Raw genomic sequence first — 20,671 nt, 5'->3', positions numbered from 1 at the left:
TGTCGATGTCAGTCCCTGAAACCGAACGCGGGGGGATCCAGGTGATCAGCCGGGCCGCCGCCATCCTGCGCTGCCTGGAAGATGAGCCGGGTGGCTTGAGCCTGGGTGCGATCGCCAAGCGCATTGATCTGCCGCGCTCGACGGTCCAGCGCCTGGTGGATGCCCTGGCCCAGGAGCAGTTGCTGGAAGTCCAGGGGCCGGCGGGTGTGCGCCTGGGGCCGGCGCTGATGCGCTTGGCGTCGCACAGTCACATCGATGTGACACAAAAGGCCAAGCCGTACCTGGAGCAGCTGTCGCGCGAGACCGGCGAGACTGTCGTGCTGCTGCATGCCAGCGGCGCCGAGTTGCTGATTCTGCAGATGGCAGTGTCGAACCAGCCGCTGCGAGTGGTGCCGGACGCCACGTCATTCCTGACCATGCACGCCACCTCCGGGGGCAAGGTGTTGTTGGCGCGGATGAGTGACGAGGCCGTGGTGCAGCTGTTGGGCAAGCAGCTCAAGAGCCTGACGCCTCAGACCAAGACCCATTGGCCGGATCTGTTGGCCGAGCTGGCGCAAGTGCGGCGTACGGGCGTGGCATTCGACGCCGATGGGCATATGCCGGGCGTGAGTGCCATGGGTGTTGAACTGGTGACGGGGCAGAGTGCCTACGCGTTGTGCGTGGTGGCGCCGTCAGCGCGCCTCGAGGGGACCCGTGAACAGGTGCAGGAGCGGTTGCTGGCGACGCAGAAGGCGATGCTCAAGGCTTTCGATAATCGCTGAGCCCCTGCGTTATTCGTAGGAGCCGGCTTGCTGGCGATAGCCGTGTGTCAGGTGCTGAAAGGCTCTCTGGCAGACCGCTATCGCCAGCAAGCCGGCTCCCGCAGTCAAGGGGGATCAATTGTTGAAATTGCAGGCGTCCGACAGCTTGCGATAGCTGACATCCTCGGTCTTGCCGGCCTTGTCGATGAACTTCATGTCGGCCGTGACCACCTTGCACTCCGAGGTAGGCTGCTCGGTCAGGGAGACGACCCTGTCGATGTTCAGGGGCATGCCGTAGTGGTAGGGCACGGCTTGGGCAGTCGCTGTCGTGTCGGCCTGGGCTGCGCCGGCGACGGCGGTCAGGGCCAGGGTGCCCGTGATCAGCAGGGTGCGAAGTTTCATGATCTTTCTCCGAATCAGCTTGGGTTTCGTCCAACCACCGTGTGTTGAACATGCCGCGCAGGGCGGCAGAAGGGATCTGCGCTGACGCGGTCGATTTCACTTTCCATGGGTGCGATTAACGTTTGGTTAAGTGTAGAACTTTTTATTAGGGAGCTAACGGAGTGCTGGTTGCGATGGGGCGGATCGCAAGGAAAGCCCATGCAAAAAATAATGTCAAAAACACATCGCCTGCTGATAAACTGCGCCACCGACTGCCGGCAGGGTCAAAAAAACGACAGCGGTTTCCAGGTTCAATTTTGGGGGGATCAGCATGGCGAAGGGGTTTGCGCTGTACATGGCCGGTATGGCCGCGGTTTTACTGACGTTCGCCGTAGTCCTGGTGATGGTGCTTCAGTAGCCTGAAGCACACACGGGATGGCGCCAGGCTGTCCTGGCTCAGCGCTGGGCGCTGAGCGGGCGTACGCCGATCGGGAACAACTGATTGGTCAGTTCCTTGAGCTTGTTTTCGGCATTGATGAACTTGTCCATGCGAAACGAGCCACTTCTTGAGTTGTAGGTCGCCGAGCCGACTTCCCGGCCGAACTGATAGACCTTGATGTCCACCTCCGACAGATACAGCGCCATGTCCCAGCTCCAGCGCCCCAGAAGCGTGCTGCTCAGGGGGCAGTTCTGCGGGTTGCTGACACTGGGCAGCACCTCCACCGTGAAACCCTTGGCTTTCAGGGCATTGGCATAGGCATCGGTAAACGACTCGCGCACGCCATCGGCCGGAATCACGCAGATCCGCGCGGCGGGGTTGGCGGCGAAGTCCACCGGAGTGACTTGCTGCCTGATGCTGCAGCCGGTGATCAGTGTTACGAAACAGAACAGAAGCAGCGAACGCATCACGACATCCATGTAGGCCCGCAAGGGCGGTGGGAAGAGGGCGGTATCCTAGCGGTTTGCCTCGGCGGGGCAAAGCGGAAGCCGGTGGGCTTATCCGGGTTTTGCATCGAACCTGCTTGCCTCTTCGCGGATAAATCCGGCTCCCACGGTTTTCAGTGTTCACACGACTTCTGGGCACGACAATACCGCGTGGGAGCCGGACTTACCGAGGCGTCGGACCGGAGCGAAGGAACCCCTCGCATCACAGGGGGCGCGCGCGCACCGCTTTGGGGCCCAGGCACCCACTCCCGCGTGGCCTTCCGTAGCACCTGCCCCGGCGCCCCCTCCGTCACTGCTTTTCCTTGAAGAATCTATCTGTCTGATTTTCCTGAATTTTACCCGATCGATTAACGACTGCGATTTCCTGTGGCACACTTTCTGCTGTCTATTCCGTTGTTACATACCAAGTTCCGCTATAGCGGAATACACATCATCGGAGTGCAACGTCATGCAACGCGTACCTTCCTTGTTCAAAGCCTGTGCTTTCATTCTGGCCGCCACGGCGGTTGCGGTCGGGACGGCCCAGGCCGCTGACAGCAAGCTCGACAGTGTGCTCAAGCGCGGTCACCTGATTGTCGGCACCGGCAGCACCAACGCGCCTTGGCACTTCCAGGGCGCAGACGGCAAGTTGCAGGGCTTCGATATCGACATCGGCGCAATGATTGCCAAGGGCCTGTTCAATGACGCCAGCAAGGTCGAGTACGTGGTGCAGTCGTCCGACGCGCGGATTCCCAACCTGCTGACCGACAAGGTCGACATCAGTTGCCAGTTCATCACCGTCACCGCCAGCCGTGCCCAACAGGTGGCGTTCACCCTGCCTTACTACCGCGAAGGGGTTGGCCTGCTGTTGCCGAACAACAGCAAGTACAAGGAGATCGACGACCTCAAGGCCGCTGGCGACAAGGTCACCGTGGCCGTGCTGCAGAACGTCTACGCCGAGGAACTGGTGCACCAGGCACTGCCGCAGGCCAAGGTCGACCAGTACGACAGCGTCGACCTGATGTACCAGGCCGTGAACTCGGGACGGGCCGATGCCGCCGCCACCGACCAGTCCTCGGTCAAGTACCTGATGGTGCAGAACCCCGGTCGCTACCGCAGCCCGGCCTACGCCTGGAGCCCGCAAACCTACGCCTGTGCGGTCAAGCGCGGCGACCAGGACTGGCTGAACTTCGTCAACACCGCCCTGCATGAGTCGATGACCGGTGTCGAGTTCCCGACCTATGCCGCTTCCTTCAAGAAGTGGTTCGGGGTCGACCTGCCCACCCCGGAAATCGGTTTCCCCGTCGAATTCAAGTGACCCCTCAAGGACAGGGCACCGTCGGCGGTGCCCTGTCGAAGGTACTGTGAACCATGAACTATCAGTTGAATTTTGCTGCCGTCTGGCGTGACTTCCCCAGCTTGCTCGCAGGGCTCGGGTTGGGCCTGGAGCTGGCGCTGGTGTCGATCGCCATCGGCTGCGTGATCGGCCTGATGATGGCGTTCGCCTTGCTCAGCAAGCATCGCACTCTGCGCACGCTGGCCTCGGTGTACGTCACGGTGATCCGCAATACGCCGATCCTGGTGCTGATCCTGTTGATCTATTTCGCCATGCCGAGCCTGGGCATCCGGTTGGACAAGATCCCCTCGTTCATCATCACCCTGTCGCTGTATGCCGGCGCCTATCTGACCGAAGTGTTCCGTGCCGGCCTGCTGAGCATTCCCAAGGGCCAGCGCGAGGCCGGGCTGGCGATCGGCCTGGGCGAGTGGCAGGTGCGTGCCTACATCACGGTGCCGGTGATGCTGCGCAATGTGCTGCCGGCGCTGTCCAACAACTTCATCTCGCTGTTCAAGGACACCTCCCTGGCGGCCGCCATCGCCGTGCCGGAGCTGACCTATTACGCCCGCAAGATCAACGTGGAGAGCTACCGGGTGATCGAAACCTGGCTGGTGACCACCGCGCTCTACGTGGCTGCCTGTTACCTCATTGCCCTGATGCTGCGTCAGCTCGAACAGCGTCTGGCGATTCGCCGCTAGGAGCCTGCCATGTACGAATCCCCAAGTTGGCTGCATGAGCTGTGGGTCGCTCGCGAGCCGCTGTGGCAGGGCTTCCTGACCAGCGTGCAGTGCTCGGCCCTGGCGATCGTCTGCGGTACCTTGATCGGCATCGTCGCCGGATTGGTGCTGACCTACGGCAATGTCTGGATGCGCCTGCCATTTCGGCTCTATGTCGACCTGATCCGCGGGACACCGGTGTTCGTGTTGGTGCTGGCCTGTTTCTACATGGCACCGGCCCTGGGCTGGCAGATCAGCGCGTTCCAGGCCGGAGCCCTGGGCCTGACGCTGTTCTGCGGCTCGCACGTCGCGGAAATCGTCCGCGGTTCGCTGCAGGCCATTCCCCGTGGACAGATGGAGGCCAGCCAGGCGATCGGCCTGACCTTCTTCCAGGCCCTGGGCTACGTGCTGCTGCCCCAGGCGCTGCGGCAGATCCTGCCGACCTGGGTCAACTCGTCGACCGAGATCGTCAAGGCCTCGACCCTGTTGTCGGTCATCGGTGTGGCCGAGCTGCTGCTCAGCACCCAGCAGGTGATCGCACGGACCTTCATGACCCTGGAGTTCTACCTGTTCGCCGGGTTCCTGTTCTTCATCATCAACTACGCCATCGAACTGCTCGGTCGGCACATTGAAAAGCGGGTGGCGTTGCCATGATTGCGACAAACGACAAGCAAGCACTGCTCAGCATTCGCGGGCTGCACAAGCAATACGGCCAGCTCGAAGTGCTCAAGGGCGTCGACCTGGACATGCAGCGTGGCAACGTGGTCACGCTGATCGGCTCCAGCGGCTCGGGCAAGACCACGCTGCTGCGCTGCGTGAATCTGCTCGAAGAGTTCCAGGGTGGGCAGATCACCCTCGATGGCGAGTCCATCGGCTACAGCGAGGTGGACGGCAAGCGCGTTCGCCATCCGGAGAAAGTCATCGCCCAGCATCGGGCCATGACCGGGATGGCGTTCCAGCAGTTCAACCTGTTTCCGCACCTGACGGCGTTGCAGAACGTCACCCTGGGCCTGCTCAAGGTCAAGAAGCTGCCCAGGGACCAGGCCGTGGCCCTGGCCGAGAAATGGTTGGAGCGGGTCGGTCTGTTGCAGCGCCGCGATCATTATCCGGGGCAACTGTCCGGCGGCCAGCAGCAGCGGGTGGCGATCGCCCGGGCCATTGCCATGAACCCGAGCCTGATGCTGTTCGACGAAGTGACCTCGGCACTGGACCCGGAACTGGTCGGTGAAGTGCTGGCGGTGATCAAGGGCCTGGCCGAGGAGGGCATGACCATGCTCCTGGTCACTCATGAAATGCGCTTTGCCTTCGAGGTCTCGGACAAGATCGTCTTCATGAACCAGGGGCGCATCGAGGAACAGGGACCACCCAAGGAACTGTTCGAGCGTCCGCAGTCGCCGCGCCTGGCGGAATTTCTCAAGAACACCCGTTTTTAACTCTCACTCAAGGAGCACATCATGAGCATTACTCGTTACGGCACTGGCAGCACCGCAGGAGGCGGGCAGCCGCGTCCATTCGCCCGGGCCGTCGAAGCCGATGGCTGGCTGCACGTGTCCGGCCAGGTGCCGGCGGTCGATGGCGAGATCATCAGCGGCGGTATCGTCGAGCAGACGCACCAGACCATGAAGAACCTGATCGCCATTCTCGAAGAGGCCGGCTATGGCCTGGAGGATGTGGTACGGGCCGGGGTCTGGCTGGAAGACCCACGGGACTTCTGGAGTTTCAACAAGGTGTTCGCCGAGTACTTCAAGCCCGAGCATGCGCCGGCGCGGGCCTGCGTACAGGCGAACATGATGGTCGACTGCAAGGTCGAGATCGACTGTATCGCCTACCGGAAGAAGTGAGCCTGGGGCGCCGTTCGCGGGCAGGCCGCGCTCCTGCAGGCTTGTCGCGTCCGTGGGAGCCGGGCTTGCCGGCGAAGAGGCCCTAACGATCACCGTGGCTCTCTGGGTAAACTCCCCGGCAATTTTTCAATGGGATTGCACTGATCATGACCGAAGACACCATCAAGCGCCGCGCAAAGGGGCTGGACCGGGCGTTCGATATCCTCGATTACCTCAAGGAGGTCGGCCAGCCACTGCGTCCCAATGATATTGCCGGTGGTATCGGCAGCCCCAAGTCGACCGTCTACGAGCTGGTGGCGTCGCTGCTGGAGCGACGCATCCTGGAGCCGGTCGGCAAGGAAGGGCATGTCTATCTGGGCCGCCAGTTGTACTTTCTCGGGCAGGCGCACCTGCGTCACTTCGACTTGAGCCGCGAGGCCGACCACGCCCTGCAGGAAATCGTCAGCCAGACCCGTGAAACCGCACAGATGTGCCTGCTCAACGGGCGCAAGTACACGGTGGCGCTGATGAAGGAGGGCGAGCGGCATTTTCGTATTTCCTCGGATATCGGTGAAAACGCCCCGATTCCCTGGACCGCTTCCGGGCGCCTGCTGCTGGCGCACTTGAGCGACCAGGCCATCGTCGACCTGATCGACCCCGACGATTTCATCCTGCCCGATGGCCAGCGCCTGCCGCTGGAGGTGTTTCTCAAGGAAATCCGCCAGGCCGGGATCGACGGGTTCTTCTCCTTCGACAGCGTTGCCGACACCTTTACCCATTGCTTCGCCGCGCCGGTCAAGGATGAGCGCGGTATCTGCATCGCGACCCTGTGCATCGTCGCCCCGAGGGCGGATGCGAAGAATAACTACAACGACTATCGCCGGGTGCTGATCGACAGCGCGAACAACCTGGCGCGTCGTATCAACGATTAGCAGCGGCTGCTTGCGGCCGCCTCCATAGGAGTCTTGAACATGCCTGTCAACCTTCCCCTGGTGGAAAAAGGCGCGGCCGCCATCGGCGCCCAACTGGTCAGTGACGTCAGCCTGCCGGCCCTGGTCCTGCACGGTGCGGCGCTGGAGCACAATATCCGCTGGATGCAGGACTTCGTACGCCGCAGCGGTGCCGAGCTGGCTCCCCACGGCAAGACCAGCATGGTCCCGGCGTTGTTTCAGCGCCAACTGGCCCAGGGTGCCTGGGGCCTGACCCTGGCCACCGCGGTGCAGACCCGCGCTGCCTACGCCGCCGGGGTGCGACGGGTGCTGATGGCGAACCAGTTGGTCGGCACGCCGAACATGGCGCTGGTTGCCGAACTATTGGCCGACCCGCAATTCGAGTTCCACTGCATGGTCGATCATCCGGATAACGTCGTGGCCCTTGGCGAGTTCTTCGCCAACCGAGGCCTGACACTCAACGTGATGATCGAGTACGGCGTGGTCGGTGGCCGCTGCGGTTGCCGCAGCGAGCAGCAGGTGCTCGATCTCGCCCAGGCGATCCAGGCCCAACCGGCGCTGGCCTTGACCGGTATCGAAGGCTACGAGGGGGTGATTCATGGCGAGCAGGCGGTCAGCGGGATTCGCGCCTTTGCCGGCTCCCTGGTACGCCTGGCGGTACAGTTGCAGGACAGCGGCGCCTTCGCCCGGGACAAGCCGATCATCACCGCCTCCGGCTCGGCCTGGTATGACCTGATCGCCGAGGAGTTCAAGGCGCAGAATGCCGACGGGCGTTTCCTCAGTGTGCTGCGTCCCGGCAGTTATGTGGCGCATGACCACGGCATCTACAAGGAGGCGCAGTGCTGCGTGCTGCATCGCCGCTCCGACCTGGAGGAGGGGCTGCGTCCGGCCATGGAGGTCTGGGCCCATGTGCAGTCGATGCCGGAGCCGGGTTTTGCGGTAATCGCCCTGGGCAAGCGCGACGTGGCGTTCGATGCCGGGCTGCCGATGCCGTTGCTGCGCTACAAGGCCGGTGCGTTGCCGGCTGTGGGCGAGGATGTCAGTGCCTGCAAGGTCACGGCGGTGATGGACCAGCATGCCTTCATGAGCGTGGCGCCGGGGTGTGAGCTGCGGGTGGGGGATATCATTTCCTTCGGCACTTCCCACCCGTGCCTGACCTTCGACAAGTGGCGGGTGGGCTGCATCGTCGATGAGCAGTTGCGGGTGGTCGAGACCTTCGAGACCTGTTTCTGACTTGAGATCGCTTCGCGGATAAATCCGGCTCCCACAGGCACAGGTGCACACCCCGATGACAGGTGCGCGCCCATCCTGTGGGAGCTGGATTTATCCGCGAAGGGGGCGGACCTGCCAACACGAGGCTTTCAGCATGAGTAGATTGACCCTGCCGCCACCGCGGATCGCCCTGATCGGCGAGTGCATGATCGAATTGCAACAACACGCCGATGGCAGCCTGCAGCAGAGCTTCGGCGGCGACACCCTGAACACCGCCGTGTATCTCTCCCGCGAACTGGCCGGGCGCGGTTCGGTGGATTACGTCACCGCCCTGGGCGATGACAGCTTCAGCGACGCCATGTGCCGGATCTGGGCTGAAGAAGGTATTGGCCTGGATCAGGTCCAGCGCCTACCGGGTCGTCTGCCCGGCTTGTACTGCATCCAGACGGATGAGCGCGGTGAGCGGAAGTTTCTTTACTGGCGCAACGAAGCGGCGGTCCGTGAGTGCTTTGATACGCCGGCTGCCGAGCCGGTCCTGGCTGCGCTGCCGGACTACGATGTGCTGTATTTCAGCGGTGTCACCCTGGCGGTGCTTGGTGAGGTCGGCCGAGAAAAGCTGCTTGCAGTGTTGCGCCAGTCGCGTGAGGGCGATACACGGGTGGTCTTCGACAACAACTACCGGCCTCGCTTGTGGGCGAGCGTCGAGCAGGCGCGGGCGGCTTATCGTTCCGTGTTGCCCTATGTCGACCTGGCCCTTTTGACCCTGGAGGACGAGCAGGCGTTGTTCGGCCACATCGATGCCGGCGCGGTGTTCGGCGCATGCGAGGCGTTTGGCGTGGCCGAGGTGGTGGTCAAGCGTGGTGCCGAGAGTTGCCTGGTCCAGTGCGAGGGCGAGGCGTTCGAAGTGCCGGCGCAGCGGGTTGAAACGGTGGTGGACACTACCGCCGCAGGTGACTCGTTCAGCGCCGGATACCTGGCCAGTCGCTTGACCGGTGGCGATCCGCGGGCGGCGGCACTGGCGGGGCATCGCTTGGCGAGTCGGGTGATTCAGGTGCGTGGGGCGTTGATCCCCAGGGGCTGACCCAGGCGGTGTGTTGTGCTTGCCGGCCTCTTCGCCGATGAATCGGCTCCCACAAGGTGCACTCCTGATACCAGGTATCTGTAGAGCACTCGCCCGATTTTGAGGACATACCCTGTGGGAGCCCGATTCATCGGCGAAGAACGATAACGCGGTTTCAGGCTCAGTCGCGGTAGAACACCTGCACCAGGTGGTAACCGAACTTGCTCTTGATCGGCCCGTGCACGGTGCGCAGTGGTTTCTTGAAGATCACCTGGTCGATGGCCCCCACCATCTGCCCCGGGCGAATCTCGCCCAAGTCGCCGCCGCGCTTGCCCGACGGGCAGGTGGAGTACTTCTTGGCCAGTACGTCGAAGGCCTCGCCCTTGGCGATGCGCTGCTTGAGCTGTTCGGCTTCCTCGGCGGTCTTGACCAGGATGTGGCGGGCTTGGGCTTTCATTGACGGGTTACCTTGAAACGGTGGGGCGGCTGCCGGGGCTGCGCGATTATGCCTGAAATCAGCTCGAATGGCCGAGCATGTCGCGCACCCGGTTGGCCAGCAGGTCGAGGGTGAAGGGCTTGGCGATCAGGTCCATGCCTTCCTCGAGAAAACCCTGGCGTTCGGCGGCTTTCTGCGCATAACCGGTCATGAACAGCACCTTGAGCCCGGGACGGTGCTGGCGGGCGATCTCGGCCAGTTGCCGGCCATTCATGCCGGGCAGGCCGACATCGGTCACCAGCAGATCGATACGCAACGACGATTCCAGCAGTGGCAGGGCGGTCCTGGCATCGGCGGCCGGGTGCACGGTATAGCCCAGTTCGTCGAGCAGGCTGAGCACCAGCATGCGTACCGCCGGATCGTCCTCGACCACCATCACCGACTCGTCGGCCGACGCGGTGGGCGATTGCGGGCTATTCGGTGGTGGCGCCGTTTCCACCGCCTGGGCATGGAAACGCGGCAGGTACAGGCGCACGCAGGTACCTTCGCCAGGCTTGCTGTGCAGCGTGACGTGACCGCCGGATTGCTGGGCGAAGCCATAGATCATCGACAGGCCCAGGCCCGTGCCCTGGCCGATCGGCTTGGTGGTGAAGAACGGGTCGAAGGCCTTGGACATCACCGAAGGGCTCATGCCGGTGCCATTGTCGCTGACCCCGATCATCACGTAGTCCCCGGCCTTGACCGGCTCCACGGTGCTGATATCGCTGCCGTCGAGGTAGCTGTTGGCGGTCTCGATCAGCAGTGTGCCGCCGCCGGGCATGGCGTCGCGGGCGTTGATGACCAGGTTGAGCAGGGCGCTTTCCAGTTGCCCGGTGTCGGTGTTGACCGGCCACACCTCCTGGCCGAGACGGACCTGTAGCTCGATATGGGCGCCTTTGGTGCGACTGAACAGCTCTTGCAGTGACTGCACCAACTGGTTGGGATCGATGCGGCGGCGGTCCAGGGACTGGCGGCGGGAAAACGCCAGCAGGCGGTGGGTCAGGGCGGCGGCACGTTGGGCGGAACTGACGGCGGCATCGGCAAAACGGCCGATCTCGGCACTGCGTCCGGCCGCGATGTAGCGTTGCATCAGGTCCAGGCTGCCGATGATGCCCGTGAGCATGTTGTTGAAATCATGGGCAATGCCGCCAGTGAGCTGGCCGACGGCTTCCATCTTCTGGGCATGGCGCAGGGCGTCCTCGGCGCGTTCGCGTTCGAACATCTCGTTCTGCAGGCGCTGGTTGGACTCGGCCAGTGCCTGTGTGCGCTGGGCCACGCGTTCCTCGAGGGTTTCATTGAGGTTGAGCAGCGCGTCTTCGGTACGTTTGCGCTCGGTTTCATCGCTGACGAAGATGTAGAAACCGTTCACCGCCCCATCCTGGCCGAAACGTGGCAGGTAGCGCATGTTGGCATGGCGCATGTTCCCGTCGCGATAAGGAGTGTCGAGGTTGAAGCTGCAGGCCTTGCCCGCCAGGGCCGAGGCAATGTGCTCGGCGCGCATGGCATAGGCCTGGTCGCCGAGCACCTCACGCAGGGTCTTGCCGTAGAGCTCCTGTGGCGTCTTGCCGAACCAGTTGAGGTAGGCGCTGTTGTTCAGGCGAAAGCGCTCTTCACGGTCGACGTAGGCGATCAGCGCCGGTACGGCGTTGATCACCAACTGCAGTTCGGTCTGGCTCTGGCGCAGGGCCTGTTCGTTCTGCTTGCGTTCGGTGATGTCCAGGGCGGCGCCGACAAAGCGCTGCACTCGGCCATGGGGGCCCTGGTAGCAGCGACCGCGCGCGAACACCCAGCGGATCTGGCCATCGGTCTGGACCCGGTACTCTTCGGCGTGCTCGGTGTTGTTCTCCAGGCAGTGCTTGATGCCGCGTGCCACCAGCCCACGGTCTTCCGGGTGCACGCTTTCCATGTACACGCTCAGGGGCGTCTGTGCCGCCAGTGCCGGGTCGACACCATGCAGCCGGGCAAACCGGGCATCGGTCACGAAACGGTCCTGGTCGATGTCCCAGTCCCAGGTCCCCAGGGTGCCGGTGGCCGCCATCGCCAGTTGCAGGCGCTCCTCGCTGTCGTGCTGGGCCCTGATGCTCGCCTCGGAACGCTGCTGCAGTTCCAGGGTCCGCAGTCGCCGTTCGTTGACTTCGATGGCGGTGACCAGTACGCCGGCGACTTCGCCCGCTTCGTCACGTACCGGGCTGTAGGTCAGGTCCAGCCAGAGGTCGAGTTCGCCTTCGGGGCGTTGCAGGATGAACTGCTGCTCCGCCAGGTCGACGCTATGGCCCTGTGCTACTGCCTGTAACAGCGGTGCGCTAAACTCCAGGTATTCCGGCCAGGTCAGCTCGAACGGCTGCCCAAAAGCCTGGGGATGTTTGTTGCCCGAAAGCCGTGAAAAACCGTCGTTGTAGATCTGTACGCGTTCCGGGCCCCACATCAGCAGCATCGGCATGGGCGCGTGGACGACGATATCGGCAGCCGTGCGCAGGCTCTGTGGCCAGTCCTGTCGCGGGCCGAGGGTCGTCCGGGACCAGTCCATGTGAGCCAGCAGGGTGGCGACGTCGTTGTCGCCGGGCAATCCGTTCATAAACATGCCTTGAAGGTGAAGCTTTGAGTTGCGTGGCGCACTATTATCCCGCCAAGCTGTAGACCGTTGCCAATCTGAAATGACGCCTGGTTGAGCATTTCAACCTCTTTCGACTGTATTGCGGACATCGTTGCCATGGACATTCACGCCTTATTGAAACTCCTCGCCGCCCAGGACGGCTCGGACCTGTACCTGTCGACCGGCGCTCCGCCCTGCGCCAAGTTCAATGGCGTACTCAAGCCGTTGGGCACCGACGCGCTCAAGGCCGGTGAGGTGGCGCTGATTGCCGACGGTATCATGGACGCCGAACAGCGCCAGCAGTTCGACCGCGAACTGGAAATGAACCTGGCGCTGTCATTGCCGGGCGTCGGGCGTTTCCGGGTCAACATTTTCAAGCAGCGTAACGAAGTCTCCATCGTCGCCCGTAACATCAAGCTGGAGATCCCCCGTTTCGAAGACCTCAAGCTGCCGCCGATCCTGCTCGATACCATCATGGAAAAGCGCGGCCTGGTGCTGTTCGTCGGGGCTACCGGCTCGGGCAAATCCACCTCCCTGGCGGCGCTGATCGACTACCGCAACCGGCATAGCAGCGGTCACATCATTACCATCGAGGACCCGGTCGAGTATATCCATCGGCACAAGAAGTCGATCATCAACCAGCGTGAAGTGGGGGTCGACACTCGCAGTTTCCATGCCGCGCTGAAAAACACCCTGCGCCAGGCCCCGGATGTGATCCTGATCGGCGAGATTCGCGACCGCGAGACCATGGAACACGCCCTGGCCTTTGCCGACACCGGGCACCTGGCGATTTCCACCCTGCACGCCAACAACGCCAACCAGGCGCTGGACCGCATCATCAACTTCTTCCCCGAGGACCGCCGTCCGCAGTTGCTCAACGACCTGGGCAACAACCTGCAGGCCTTCGTCTCCCAGCGCCTGGTGCGCACCACTGACGGCAAGCGTCGGGCGGCGGTCGAAGTGATGCTGGGCACGCCGACGATTCGCGATTTCATCAAGCGCAACGAGTTCTCCGAGCTCAAGGGCATCATGGAGAAGTCCGAGGTCAGCGGCATGCTGACGTTCGACACGGCGCTGTTCAACCTGGTGGTGGAAGGGGCGATCGACGAGGACGAAGCGCTGAAGAACGCCGATTCGGTGAACAACCTGCGCCTGCGCCTGAAGCTGCACCAGGACGGCGCAGCGATTCAGCAGAAAACCCCACCGGCCCCGCCAGCGGCGGCGCCGCAGCCGGACGTCAAGGATTGGGGGCTGGTCGACGATGGTGAATCACCGCACCGTTGAGGTCGACCAGGGACCGGGTCGTTTCAAAGGGTTACTGATACCTGCCGCACTCAGGCGACCTGGTGGCGGTAGGGCAGGTCCGGGCCGACGCGGCTGCAGGTGATGGCCGCGGCGCTGATGGCAAAATCCAGCATCGCGTCGATCTGCGCCTTCTCCAGGCGCTCCAGGCCCTGCACCGAATCCAGCTGCTGCTCGGTCAGCCAGGTGATCAGCGCCGCCTGGAAGGTGTCACCGGCACCCACGGTGTCGGCTGTGACGACTTCGCGGGCCGCGACCGACCAATGCCCATGGCGACGGCTGTAGACGCTGGCGCCCTGGCGCCCACGGGTGAGGAATACCAACTGGCAGCGCTGCTCCAGCCATTCGTGGGCCACATCCTGCGGTTCGCGATCGGGGTAGAGCAGGTGCAGGTCTTCGTCGCTGACCTTGATCAGGTCGGCGTGTTCGGCCAGGGCGGCGATACGCTCGCGCCACAATGCGATATCCGGTTGCGGGTTGAGGCGTACGTTGGGATCGAGAGTGATCAGTCGGCGGCCGCTTTCCTGGCGGACCAGCGTCAGCAGCGTATCGCCGATCGGCTGAACCACCAGCGAGTAGGAGCCGATGTGCAGACCGCGAACCGCCTCATCCAGTTGAGGCAGGTGCTCCGGCAGCAGTTGGCGATCGGCGCAGCCCTCTCCACGGAAACTGTACTGGGGAGAGCCATCGGCACCGACCGCGACCATCGCCAGGGTGGTGGGCGCATCGAAGTCCCGCAGGTAATCGGCGCGCACACCTTCTTCCTGCAGGACCTGCTGCAGGCGCCGTCCCAGGTAGTCGTTGGACAGCCCGGCGAACAGCGCGGACTCCACGCCGAGGCGACGCAGCCCCACTGCGACGTTGAAGGGCGAGCCACCGGCAATCGCCTTGAAGTTCACTTTCGAGGTTTGCCCGCTTGCGTCGGGCTCGCTGAAGAAATCGAACAGCGCTTCACCACAGACCAGATACATGAATGCTCACTCTTGAAGGGCCGCGACCTGTTGACGGTAGCGGTGATAGATCGGTTGATAGGCGCTGACATGGGCCGGGATGGGCCGGGTTTCGCTGCCCCTATCGAGACTGACGCAACGCTCGCACAGTTCGGCCAGGCCGTGAAGTGTTCCTGACTCGCACCAGGCGGCCTGGATCGCCGCGCCAAGGGCTGCTGCCTCGCTCTGTTCGGTGCAGATGACCGGGGTACCCATGATGTCGGCGACCATCTGCCGCCAGACAGGGCTCTTCGCGCCGCCGCCGATCAGGCGGATACTCTCGCCCTGCAGACCGTTGCCATGCAATAGATCGAGGCCATAGCGCAGGCCGAAGGTGGTGCCCTCGACCACGGCGCGGCACAGGTTGGCCTGGGTCAGATTGGTCAGGCTCAGGCCCAGCAGGCTGCCGGTGGCCTGGGGCAGGGCGGGTACCCGCTCGCCGTTGAGGAACGGCAGCATGCTGACACCCTCGGCACCGATCGGCGCCTGCGTCACCAGGTTGTTGAACTCATCCAGGTCGAGCTTGAACAACTCGCGCACCGCGCCGGTGGCGTTGGTCAGGTTCATGGTGCAGATCAGCGGCAGCCAGCCACCGCTGGAGGAGCAGAAGGCGGCGACCGAGGCCTCGGGACTGATCAATGGCTGGTCGGCATAGGCGTAGACCGTACCGGACGAACCCAGGCTCATGGTGATCACACCGGGGCGGATATTGCCGGTACCGATGGCGCCCATCATGTTGTCGCCACCTCCGCTGGCGACCACGGCCTGGGGGTTGATCCCCAGTTGCCGGGCGATCTCGGGCCGTATCTGGCCGACCGGCTGGTGGGCCTCGATCAGTTCCGGCAAGGCCTTTTGCAAGCGGCCGCCGGGGTCGATGTGCTGCAGTAATGGCAAATCCCAGCCGCGTTGGCGTACGTCGAAATAGCCGCTGCCGGAGGCGTCGCCATATTCGGCACAGGCGCGACCGGTGAGCCAGTAGTTGAGATAATCGTGAGGCAGCAGGACGTGGGCGATACGGGCGAACAGGTCCGGGTGGTGTTCCCGGGTCCAGAGCAGCTTGGACACGGTGTAGCCAGGCGCGATCACCAGGCCCAGGCGCTCCAGCGAGCCTTGTTCGCCACCCAGGTAGTCCAGCAACTGCTGGTTCTGCGGGGTGCTTTCGGTGTCGCACCAGAGTTTGGCCGGACGCAGGACCTGGCCTTGTTCGTCGAGCAGCACCAGGCCGTGCTGCTGCCCCGAGACACCGAGAGCGAGGATGGCCTGGCCATCGACCTGTGCGGCCTGCAGGGCCTGGTGCGTCGCTTGGGTGAAGGCCTGCAGCCATTGTCCGGTGTCCTGCTCGCGGCGTCCGTTGGCGCCGCTGATCAGGTCGTGAGGCGCGCCACCCTGGCCCAGTACCTGACCGCTGACACTGTCGAGGACGAGGGCCTTGGTGCCTTGGGTGCCGCAGTCGATACCGAGGTAGAGTTTGCGCTTCATGGTCGCGTCAGGCGCTCCAGGGTTTTGCTCACGCCCACTTCGCGCAGGCTGTTATAGCCGTCTTCAAAGGCCGTGATGAAAGCCTCGGACCTGGGAATGGCGGTGCCGAAGATTTCCTCCACGCCCAGCAGGCGCTGCACGATCAGGGTGTCGTCGGTGACCAGTGCCTGGCAGAACTCGGCCCGTGGGTCGGGGATACGGTAGCGCACGCCGTTTTCATCGACACCCTTGAGGTACAGGGCCCAGGCCGCCACCACCAGTGCGGCGCGTTCGGTGTCGCGGCCATCGGCGATCAGCCGGTTGATGGTCGGGACGGTGAACTTGGGAAACTTCGAGGAACCGTCGGAACACACCCGTTCCAATTGGTCGGCGATGGCCTGGTTGGAGAAACGCTCGACCAGGGTGTTCTTGTAGTCACCCAGGTCGATACCCGGTACCGGCGCCAATTGCGGGGTGACGTCCAGGTCCATGTAGGCGCGCATGTAGGCGACGAACAACGGATCGTTCATGGTTTCGTGAACGAAGCGGTAGCCCTTGAGAAAACCCAGGTAGGTGAGGGCCAGGTGGCTGCCGTTGAGCAGCTTGATCTTCATCTCCTCGTAAGGGGTGACGTCGTCGGTGAATTGCACGCCGACCTTTTCCCAGGCGGGGCGACCGTTGCTGAACCTGTCCTCCAGCACCCACTGCACGAAAGGTTCGCAGACCACCGGCCAGGCGTCGTCGACCCCATGCTCGTCATGCAGTTGCAGGCGGTGGGCGGAACTGGTCATCGGCGTGATGCGGTCGACCATGGCGTTGGGAAAGCTCACGTTGGCGGCGATCCAGTCATGTAGCCCGGGATCGCGCAGCGCGGCGAAGGCCAGCAGCGCCTTGCGGGTCACCGCGCCGTTGTGCGGCAGGTTATCGCAGGACATCAGGGTAAAGGCCGGGATGCCCTGGGCACGCCGCTTGGCCAGGGCCGCGCAGAGGAACCCGAAGACGGTCTGGGGGGCGTCCGGGTACTGCAGGTCGTGCTGGATCTGCGGCAGTTGGCTCATGAATTCGCCGTTGCTGTCGTCGATGCAGTAGCCACCTTCGGTGATGGTCAGCGAAACGATGCGGATCTCGGCCGAAGCCAGCTTGTCGATCAGCATCTGGGCGCCATCCTGGGCCAGCAGCATGCCGCTGATGGAGGCGATGACGCGGGTTTCGGTATCGTCGCCGTCGCCCAGCTCATAGAGGGTGTAGAGGTAATCCTGGGCCGCCAGGGCGTCGCGAACGCCCTGGTCCTCGCGGCGCAGGCCGATGCCGCAGATGCTCCAGTCGTGGCCCTCGCCGAGGTTCATCAGGGCGTCGGTGTAGTAGGCCTGGTGGGCACGGTGGAAGCCGCCGACGCCGATATGGGCGATACCTTGCCGGGTTTGGCTCGCCACGTAGTCGGGTAGGACGATGTGCGCGGACAGGTTGTGCAGGTTCTGTTTGTTCAGGTTCATTGCGCAGTTCTCTTGATCAGGCCGCGGCACGCAGCACGCGGGGCAGTGCAACGCCATCGGCATCGAAAAGGTGGCAGTGCTGGCTGTCCAGGTGCAGGTCGAGGGTTTCACCGTACTGGCTGGCCAGGTCGCCGCGGATACGCATGGTCAGGGCTTCGCCGGAGCGTGTGCGGACGTGGCAGTAGGTGTCGCTGCCCAGGCGCTCGCCGACGTCGGCGGTGACGCGCAGGACGCAGTCGCCGGGCTTGGCGATCTCCAGATGCTCCGGACGGATACCCAGGGTCACCGGACTGCCGACGCTGAGTCTGGCACCACTTTGTGCCAGGCTGATGCGGGTACCGGCTTCCAGTTCGACCTCGCAGCCCTGGCTGTCGACCCGGCTGACCTTGCCCCTGAGAAAACCCATCTTCGGTGTGCCGAGAAAGCCCGCGACGAACAGGTTGACGGGGGCGTGATACAACTCCAGGGGCGAGCCGACCTGCTCGATGCGACCGCCATTGAGCACCACCACCTTGTCGGCCAGGGTCATGGCCTCGACCTGGTCGTGGGTCACGTAGATCATGGTCGCCTGCAGCTCCTTGTGCAGGCGTGCCAGTTCCAGGCGCATCTGTACCCGCAGGGCCGCGTCGAGGTTGGACAGTGGTTCGTCGAACAGGAAGATCTTCGGATTGCGCACGATGGCCCGGCCGATGGCCACCCGTTGGCGCTGGCCGCCGGAGAGCTGCTTGGGCTTGCGTTCGAGCAACGGGCCGAGTTCGAGGATGCGTGCGGCCTCGTTGACCTTGCGCTCGACTTCGGCCTTGGCGACGCCGGCCAGGTCGAGGGCGAAGGACATGTTCTTGCGCACGCTCATGTGCGGGTACAGGGCGTAGGTCTGGAACACCATCGCCAGGTCGCGCCTGGCCGGGCTGACGTCGGTGATGTCGCGTCCGTCCAGTTCGATGGTGCCCGAGGTGACTTCCTCGAGGCCGGCGATCAGCCGCAGCAGGGTCGACTTGCCGCAGCCGGACGGGCCGACGAAGACTACGAACTCGCGGTCGCGTACTTCCAGGTCGATGCCCTTGATGATGGAGAGGCCTTCGAAGCCTTTTTGCAGATGCTTGATTTTCAGGTTGGCCATGGTGTGGCTCCTCGATTGTTTGGCAGAACACCGGTCCCTGTAGGAGTCGGGCTTGCCCGCCAAGAGGCCGGATCCGACGAATTGCGGTGTCTGGTCCGGCGCCTTCGCGGGCGAGCCCGACTCCTACCGGGACCGTGTTGTATTCATTACTTCACGGCACCGAAGGACAGGCCGCGCACCAGCTGTTTCTGGCTGATCCAGCCAAAGATCAGGATCGGCGCACAGGCGAGAGTCGAGACGGCGGACAACTTGGCCCAGAACAGTCCCTCGGGACTGGAGTAGGAGGCGATCAGCGCGGTCAGGGGCGCGGCGTTGGAAGAGGTCAGGTTCAGTGACCAGAAGGCTTCGTTCCAGCACAGGATCAGCGACAGCAGCAGGGTCGAGGCCAGGCCACCCTTGCTGATCGGCAGCAGCACCCGCAGCATTTCCTGCAGCAGCGTGGCGCCGTCGAGACGGGCGGCCTCGAGGATGTCCCGGGGGATGTCCTTGAAGTAGGTGTACACCATCCAGATCACGATCGGCAGGTTGATCAGGGTGTAGATCACGATCAGCGCCAGGCGGGTATCGAGCAGGTTGAACGACTTGGCCAGCAGATAGATCGGCATCAGCACGCCCACCGGTGGCAGCATCTTGGTCGAGAGCATCCACAGCAGGGTGCGCTTGGTCCGCTGGGTCTCGTAGAACGCCATGGAGTAGGCGGCCGGTACCGCGATCAGCAGGCACAGGGCGGTGGCGCTGAAGGATACCACCACCGAGTTCCAGGCGAAGCGCAGGTAGCCGCTGCGCTCCTGGATGTGCAGGTAGTTCTCCAGGGTCGGGCTGAAGATGAACTGCGGCGGCGTGGCGAAGGCGTCGATTTCGCTCTTGAAGCTGGTCAGCACCATCCAGAAGATCGGAAAGAAGATCAGCAGGGCGATGGCCCAGGCCAGGAGGCCGAGCAGCACGCTCTGCAGGCGGCGTGATTGTTTGAGGGTCAGGATCATGGCGCGGGCCTCAAGGCTTGTCTGTCAGGTTTTTGCCGAGCATCCGCACCAGGATGATCGCGGCGATGTTGGCGATGACCACGGCGATCAGCCCGCCGGCGGAGGCCATGCCGACGTCGAACTGCACCAGCGCCTGGTTGTAGATCAGGTAGGCGAGGTTGGTCGAGGCGTAGCCGGGGCCGCCGTTGGTGGTGGTGAAGATTTCGGCGAACACCGACAGCAGGAAGATGGTTTCGATCATCACCACCACGGCGATGGGCCGGGCCAGGTGCGGCAGGGTCAGGTGCCAGAAGATCGCCAGGGGGCCGGCGCCATCCAGGCGTGCGGCTTCCTTTTGTTCCTGGTCGAGCGATTGCATGGCGGTCATCAGGATCAGGATCGCGAACGGCAGCCATTGCCAGGACACGATGATGATCACCGACAGCAGCGGGTAGTGCGCCAGCCAGTCCACCGGCTCGGCGCCGAACAGCCGCCACACGGCGGCCAGGACGCCCGAGACCGGGTGGAACAACAGGTTCTTCCAGATCAGCGCACCGACCGTGGGCATGACGAAGAACGGCGAGATCAGCAGCACCCGGACGATACCGCGGCCGAAGAACTCGCTGGCTTCCAGCAGGGCCGAGATCAGTACGCCGAACACCACGCTGATCAGCAGCACGCTGCCCACCAGCAACAGGGTATTGGCGGCACCGGGCAGAAAGCCTGAATCGGTCAGGAAATAGCTGAAGTTCTCCAGGCCGACGTACGGGTTTTCCCCCGGGTAGAGCAGGTTGTAGCGGATCAGGGAAAAATACAGGGTCATGCCCAGCGGGACGATCATCCACAGCAGCAACAGGGCGACCGAGGGGCTGACCAGGAACCAGCCGGGATTGCGCAGGCGGCTTTTGCGCAGCGGTTGGGGGATGTCCATATGAGCTTTTGCAGTGGTGCTGTTCATGGCGTTCAAAACCGCTAGGGGGTGGGTTGCGCCCTGGAGAGCGACGCATGCCTTTGTGGGAGCCGGTCGGGCGGCGCTCCGCTTGCTGGCGATGGCGTCTTCACGATCGCCACCGGTCTGACCGGATGGCCGCCTTCGGCGGATCGCCAGCAAGCCGACTGCCACGGGGTTGCGTGTATCCA

Annotated in this window: 20 protein-coding genes; 10 read left to right on the top strand and 10 right to left on the bottom strand. The window is 63.5% G+C overall.

The annotated features are described in order from the left end of the window. The first annotated feature begins 5 nt into the window (after positions 1 to 5). Positions 6 to 761, top strand: a complete 756-nt coding sequence (locus HU752_RS17810; RefSeq protein ID WP_186685941.1) for an IclR family transcriptional regulator — start codon at positions 6 to 8, stop codon at positions 759 to 761. Between the two features lie 114 nt (positions 762 to 875). Here HU752_RS17810 and HU752_RS17805 read toward each other — a convergent pair whose 3' ends face one another. Both HU752_RS17805 and HU752_RS17800 read right to left on the bottom strand, forming a co-directional pair. Continuing rightward, positions 876 to 1,142, bottom strand: coding sequence for a DUF2790 domain-containing protein (locus HU752_RS17805; protein ID WP_186685944.1), 267 nt, complete (start codon positions 1,140 to 1,142; stop codon positions 876 to 878). A 435-nt stretch (positions 1,143 to 1,577) separates the two neighbouring features. Beyond that, positions 1,578 to 2,027, bottom strand: a complete 450-nt coding sequence (locus tag HU752_RS17800; RefSeq protein ID WP_186685947.1) for an Sbal_3080 family lipoprotein — start codon at positions 2,025 to 2,027, stop codon at positions 1,578 to 1,580. 487 nt (positions 2,028 to 2,514) lie between these two features. Between HU752_RS17800 and HU752_RS17795 the strand changes: the two genes are divergently transcribed. From HU752_RS17795 to HU752_RS17760, 8 genes are all read left to right on the top strand, one after another. After that, positions 2,515 to 3,363, top strand: a complete 849-nt coding sequence (locus HU752_RS17795) for a transporter substrate-binding protein (RefSeq protein WP_186685950.1) — start codon at positions 2,515 to 2,517, stop codon at positions 3,361 to 3,363. Between the two features lie 53 nt (positions 3,364 to 3,416). Further along, positions 3,417 to 4,079, top strand: coding sequence for an amino acid ABC transporter permease (locus tag HU752_RS17790; protein ID WP_017906992.1), 663 nt, complete (start codon positions 3,417 to 3,419; stop codon positions 4,077 to 4,079). Positions 4,080 to 4,088: 9 nt separating this feature from the next. Continuing rightward, positions 4,089 to 4,751 (top strand): amino acid ABC transporter permease, encoded by a 663-nt coding sequence (locus HU752_RS17785; protein WP_186685953.1) that lies wholly within the window; start codon positions 4,089 to 4,091, stop codon positions 4,749 to 4,751. Next, a complete protein-coding gene (locus tag HU752_RS17780; RefSeq protein WP_186685955.1) occupies positions 4,748 to 5,530 on the top strand; it encodes an amino acid ABC transporter ATP-binding protein in 783 nt (260 codons plus the stop codon). Before HU752_RS17785 ends, HU752_RS17780 begins: the two co-directional genes overlap by 4 nt. 21 nt (positions 5,531 to 5,551) lie before the next feature. Beyond that, positions 5,552 to 5,938, top strand: a complete 387-nt coding sequence (locus tag HU752_RS17775; RefSeq protein WP_186685957.1) for a RidA family protein — start codon at positions 5,552 to 5,554, stop codon at positions 5,936 to 5,938. A gap of 146 nt (positions 5,939 to 6,084) precedes the next feature. Next, positions 6,085 to 6,849, top strand: a complete 765-nt coding sequence (locus HU752_RS17770) for an IclR family transcriptional regulator (RefSeq protein ID WP_186685959.1) — start codon at positions 6,085 to 6,087, stop codon at positions 6,847 to 6,849. Between the two features lie 39 nt (positions 6,850 to 6,888). Continuing rightward, entirely contained in the window at positions 6,889 to 8,100 is a 1,212-nt protein-coding gene (locus tag HU752_RS17765) for an amino acid deaminase (protein ID WP_186685961.1), read from the top strand. Between the two features lie 133 nt (positions 8,101 to 8,233). Continuing rightward, on the top strand, positions 8,234 to 9,160 hold the full coding sequence (locus HU752_RS17760; protein ID WP_186685963.1) for a sugar kinase: 927 nt from the start codon (positions 8,234 to 8,236) through the stop codon (positions 9,158 to 9,160). Between the two features lie 160 nt (positions 9,161 to 9,320). On the opposite strand, the gene HU752_RS17755 is transcribed toward HU752_RS17760, so the two are convergent. Both HU752_RS17755 and HU752_RS17750 read right to left on the bottom strand, forming a co-directional pair. Continuing rightward, the gene (locus tag HU752_RS17755) at positions 9,321 to 9,596 is read right to left on the bottom strand and encodes a peptidylprolyl isomerase (RefSeq protein ID WP_186685965.1); all 276 of its coding nucleotides are present in this window, start codon (positions 9,594 to 9,596) and stop codon (positions 9,321 to 9,323) included. A gap of 58 nt (positions 9,597 to 9,654) precedes the next feature. Next, a complete protein-coding gene (locus HU752_RS17750) occupies positions 9,655 to 12,189 on the bottom strand; it encodes a PAS domain-containing hybrid sensor histidine kinase/response regulator (protein ID WP_186685981.1) in 2,535 nt (844 codons plus the stop codon). Positions 12,190 to 12,324: 135 nt separating this feature from the next. Here HU752_RS17750 and HU752_RS17745 point away from each other — a divergent pair, with 135 nt between their 5' ends. Continuing rightward, the gene (locus HU752_RS17745) at positions 12,325 to 13,491 is read left to right on the top strand and encodes a PilT/PilU family type 4a pilus ATPase (RefSeq protein ID WP_186685999.1); all 1,167 of its coding nucleotides are present in this window, start codon (positions 12,325 to 12,327) and stop codon (positions 13,489 to 13,491) included. A gap of 50 nt (positions 13,492 to 13,541) precedes the next feature. Here the strand turns inward: HU752_RS17745 and HU752_RS17740 are convergent, their stop codons facing one another. From HU752_RS17740 to HU752_RS17715, 6 genes are all read right to left on the bottom strand, one after another. Further along, positions 13,542 to 14,480, bottom strand: coding sequence for a carbohydrate kinase family protein (locus tag HU752_RS17740; protein ID WP_186686002.1), 939 nt, complete (start codon positions 14,478 to 14,480; stop codon positions 13,542 to 13,544). A 6-nt stretch (positions 14,481 to 14,486) separates the two neighbouring features. Beyond that, complete coding sequence (gene xylB, locus HU752_RS17735) at positions 14,487 to 15,977, bottom strand: xylulokinase (protein ID WP_186686005.1); 1,491 nt, start codon at positions 15,975 to 15,977, stop codon at positions 14,487 to 14,489. Beyond that, complete coding sequence (locus tag HU752_RS17730; protein ID WP_186686008.1) at positions 15,974 to 17,449, bottom strand: mannitol dehydrogenase family protein; 1,476 nt, start codon at positions 17,447 to 17,449, stop codon at positions 15,974 to 15,976. Before HU752_RS17730 ends, xylB begins: the two co-directional genes overlap by 4 nt. A gap of 16 nt (positions 17,450 to 17,465) precedes the next feature. After that, complete coding sequence (locus tag HU752_RS17725; protein WP_186686010.1) at positions 17,466 to 18,569, bottom strand: ABC transporter ATP-binding protein; 1,104 nt, start codon at positions 18,567 to 18,569, stop codon at positions 17,466 to 17,468. A gap of 146 nt (positions 18,570 to 18,715) precedes the next feature. After that, the gene (locus HU752_RS17720) at positions 18,716 to 19,549 is read right to left on the bottom strand and encodes a carbohydrate ABC transporter permease (protein ID WP_186686154.1); all 834 of its coding nucleotides are present in this window, start codon (positions 19,547 to 19,549) and stop codon (positions 18,716 to 18,718) included. A 13-nt stretch (positions 19,550 to 19,562) separates the two neighbouring features. Continuing rightward, entirely contained in the window at positions 19,563 to 20,489 is a 927-nt protein-coding gene (locus HU752_RS17715; protein ID WP_186686014.1) for a carbohydrate ABC transporter permease, read from the bottom strand. Positions 20,490 to 20,671: the final 182 nt, after the last annotated feature.

The sequence above is a fragment of the Pseudomonas vanderleydeniana genome (genome assembly GCF_014268755.2).
In the GTDB taxonomy this organism is placed as follows: Bacteria; Pseudomonadota; Gammaproteobacteria; order Pseudomonadales; family Pseudomonadaceae; genus Aquipseudomonas; species Aquipseudomonas vanderleydeniana.
Note: the sequence above shows the minus strand (reverse complement) of the source record. Positions and strands in the feature narration are given on the sequence as shown.

Bases quoted from the DNA above. Each gene is read 5' to 3' on its own strand.
- HU752_RS17770 (WP_186685959.1), top strand. From the start codon at position 6,085: ATGACCGAAGACACCATCAAGCGCCGCGCAAAGGGGCTGGACCGGGCG.
- HU752_RS17740 (WP_186686002.1), bottom strand. From the start codon at position 14,480: ATGTATCTGGTCTGTGGTGAAGCGCTGTTCGATTTCTTCAGCGAGCCC.
- HU752_RS17725 (WP_186686010.1), bottom strand. From the start codon at position 18,569: ATGGCCAACCTGAAAATCAAGCATCTGCAAAAAGGCTTCGAAGGCCTC.
- HU752_RS17810 (WP_186685941.1), top strand. From the start codon at position 6: ATGTCAGTCCCTGAAACCGAACGCGGGGGGATCCAGGTGATCAGCCGG.
- HU752_RS17800 (WP_186685947.1), bottom strand. From the start codon at position 2,027: ATGCGTTCGCTGCTTCTGTTCTGTTTCGTAACACTGATCACCGGCTGC.
- xylB (WP_186686005.1), bottom strand. From the start codon at position 15,977: ATGAAGCGCAAACTCTACCTCGGTATCGACTGCGGCACCCAAGGCACC.
- HU752_RS17760 (WP_186685963.1), top strand. From the start codon at position 8,234: ATGAGTAGATTGACCCTGCCGCCACCGCGGATCGCCCTGATCGGCGAG.
- HU752_RS17805 (WP_186685944.1), bottom strand. From the start codon at position 1,142: ATGAAACTTCGCACCCTGCTGATCACGGGCACCCTGGCCCTGACCGCC.
- HU752_RS17790 (WP_017906992.1), top strand. From the start codon at position 3,417: ATGAACTATCAGTTGAATTTTGCTGCCGTCTGGCGTGACTTCCCCAGC.
- HU752_RS17795 (WP_186685950.1), top strand. From the start codon at position 2,515: ATGCAACGCGTACCTTCCTTGTTCAAAGCCTGTGCTTTCATTCTGGCC.
- HU752_RS17745 (WP_186685999.1), top strand. From the start codon at position 12,325: ATGGACATTCACGCCTTATTGAAACTCCTCGCCGCCCAGGACGGCTCG.
- HU752_RS17755 (WP_186685965.1), bottom strand. From the start codon at position 9,596: ATGAAAGCCCAAGCCCGCCACATCCTGGTCAAGACCGCCGAGGAAGCC.
- HU752_RS17715 (WP_186686014.1), bottom strand. From the start codon at position 20,489: ATGAACAGCACCACTGCAAAAGCTCATATGGACATCCCCCAACCGCTG.
- HU752_RS17730 (WP_186686008.1), bottom strand. From the start codon at position 17,449: ATGAACCTGAACAAACAGAACCTGCACAACCTGTCCGCGCACATCGTC.
- HU752_RS17780 (WP_186685955.1), top strand. From the start codon at position 4,748: ATGATTGCGACAAACGACAAGCAAGCACTGCTCAGCATTCGCGGGCTG.
- HU752_RS17785 (WP_186685953.1), top strand. From the start codon at position 4,089: ATGTACGAATCCCCAAGTTGGCTGCATGAGCTGTGGGTCGCTCGCGAG.
- HU752_RS17775 (WP_186685957.1), top strand. From the start codon at position 5,552: ATGAGCATTACTCGTTACGGCACTGGCAGCACCGCAGGAGGCGGGCAG.
- HU752_RS17750 (WP_186685981.1), bottom strand. From the start codon at position 12,189: ATGAACGGATTGCCCGGCGACAACGACGTCGCCACCCTGCTGGCTCAC.
- HU752_RS17765 (WP_186685961.1), top strand. From the start codon at position 6,889: ATGCCTGTCAACCTTCCCCTGGTGGAAAAAGGCGCGGCCGCCATCGGC.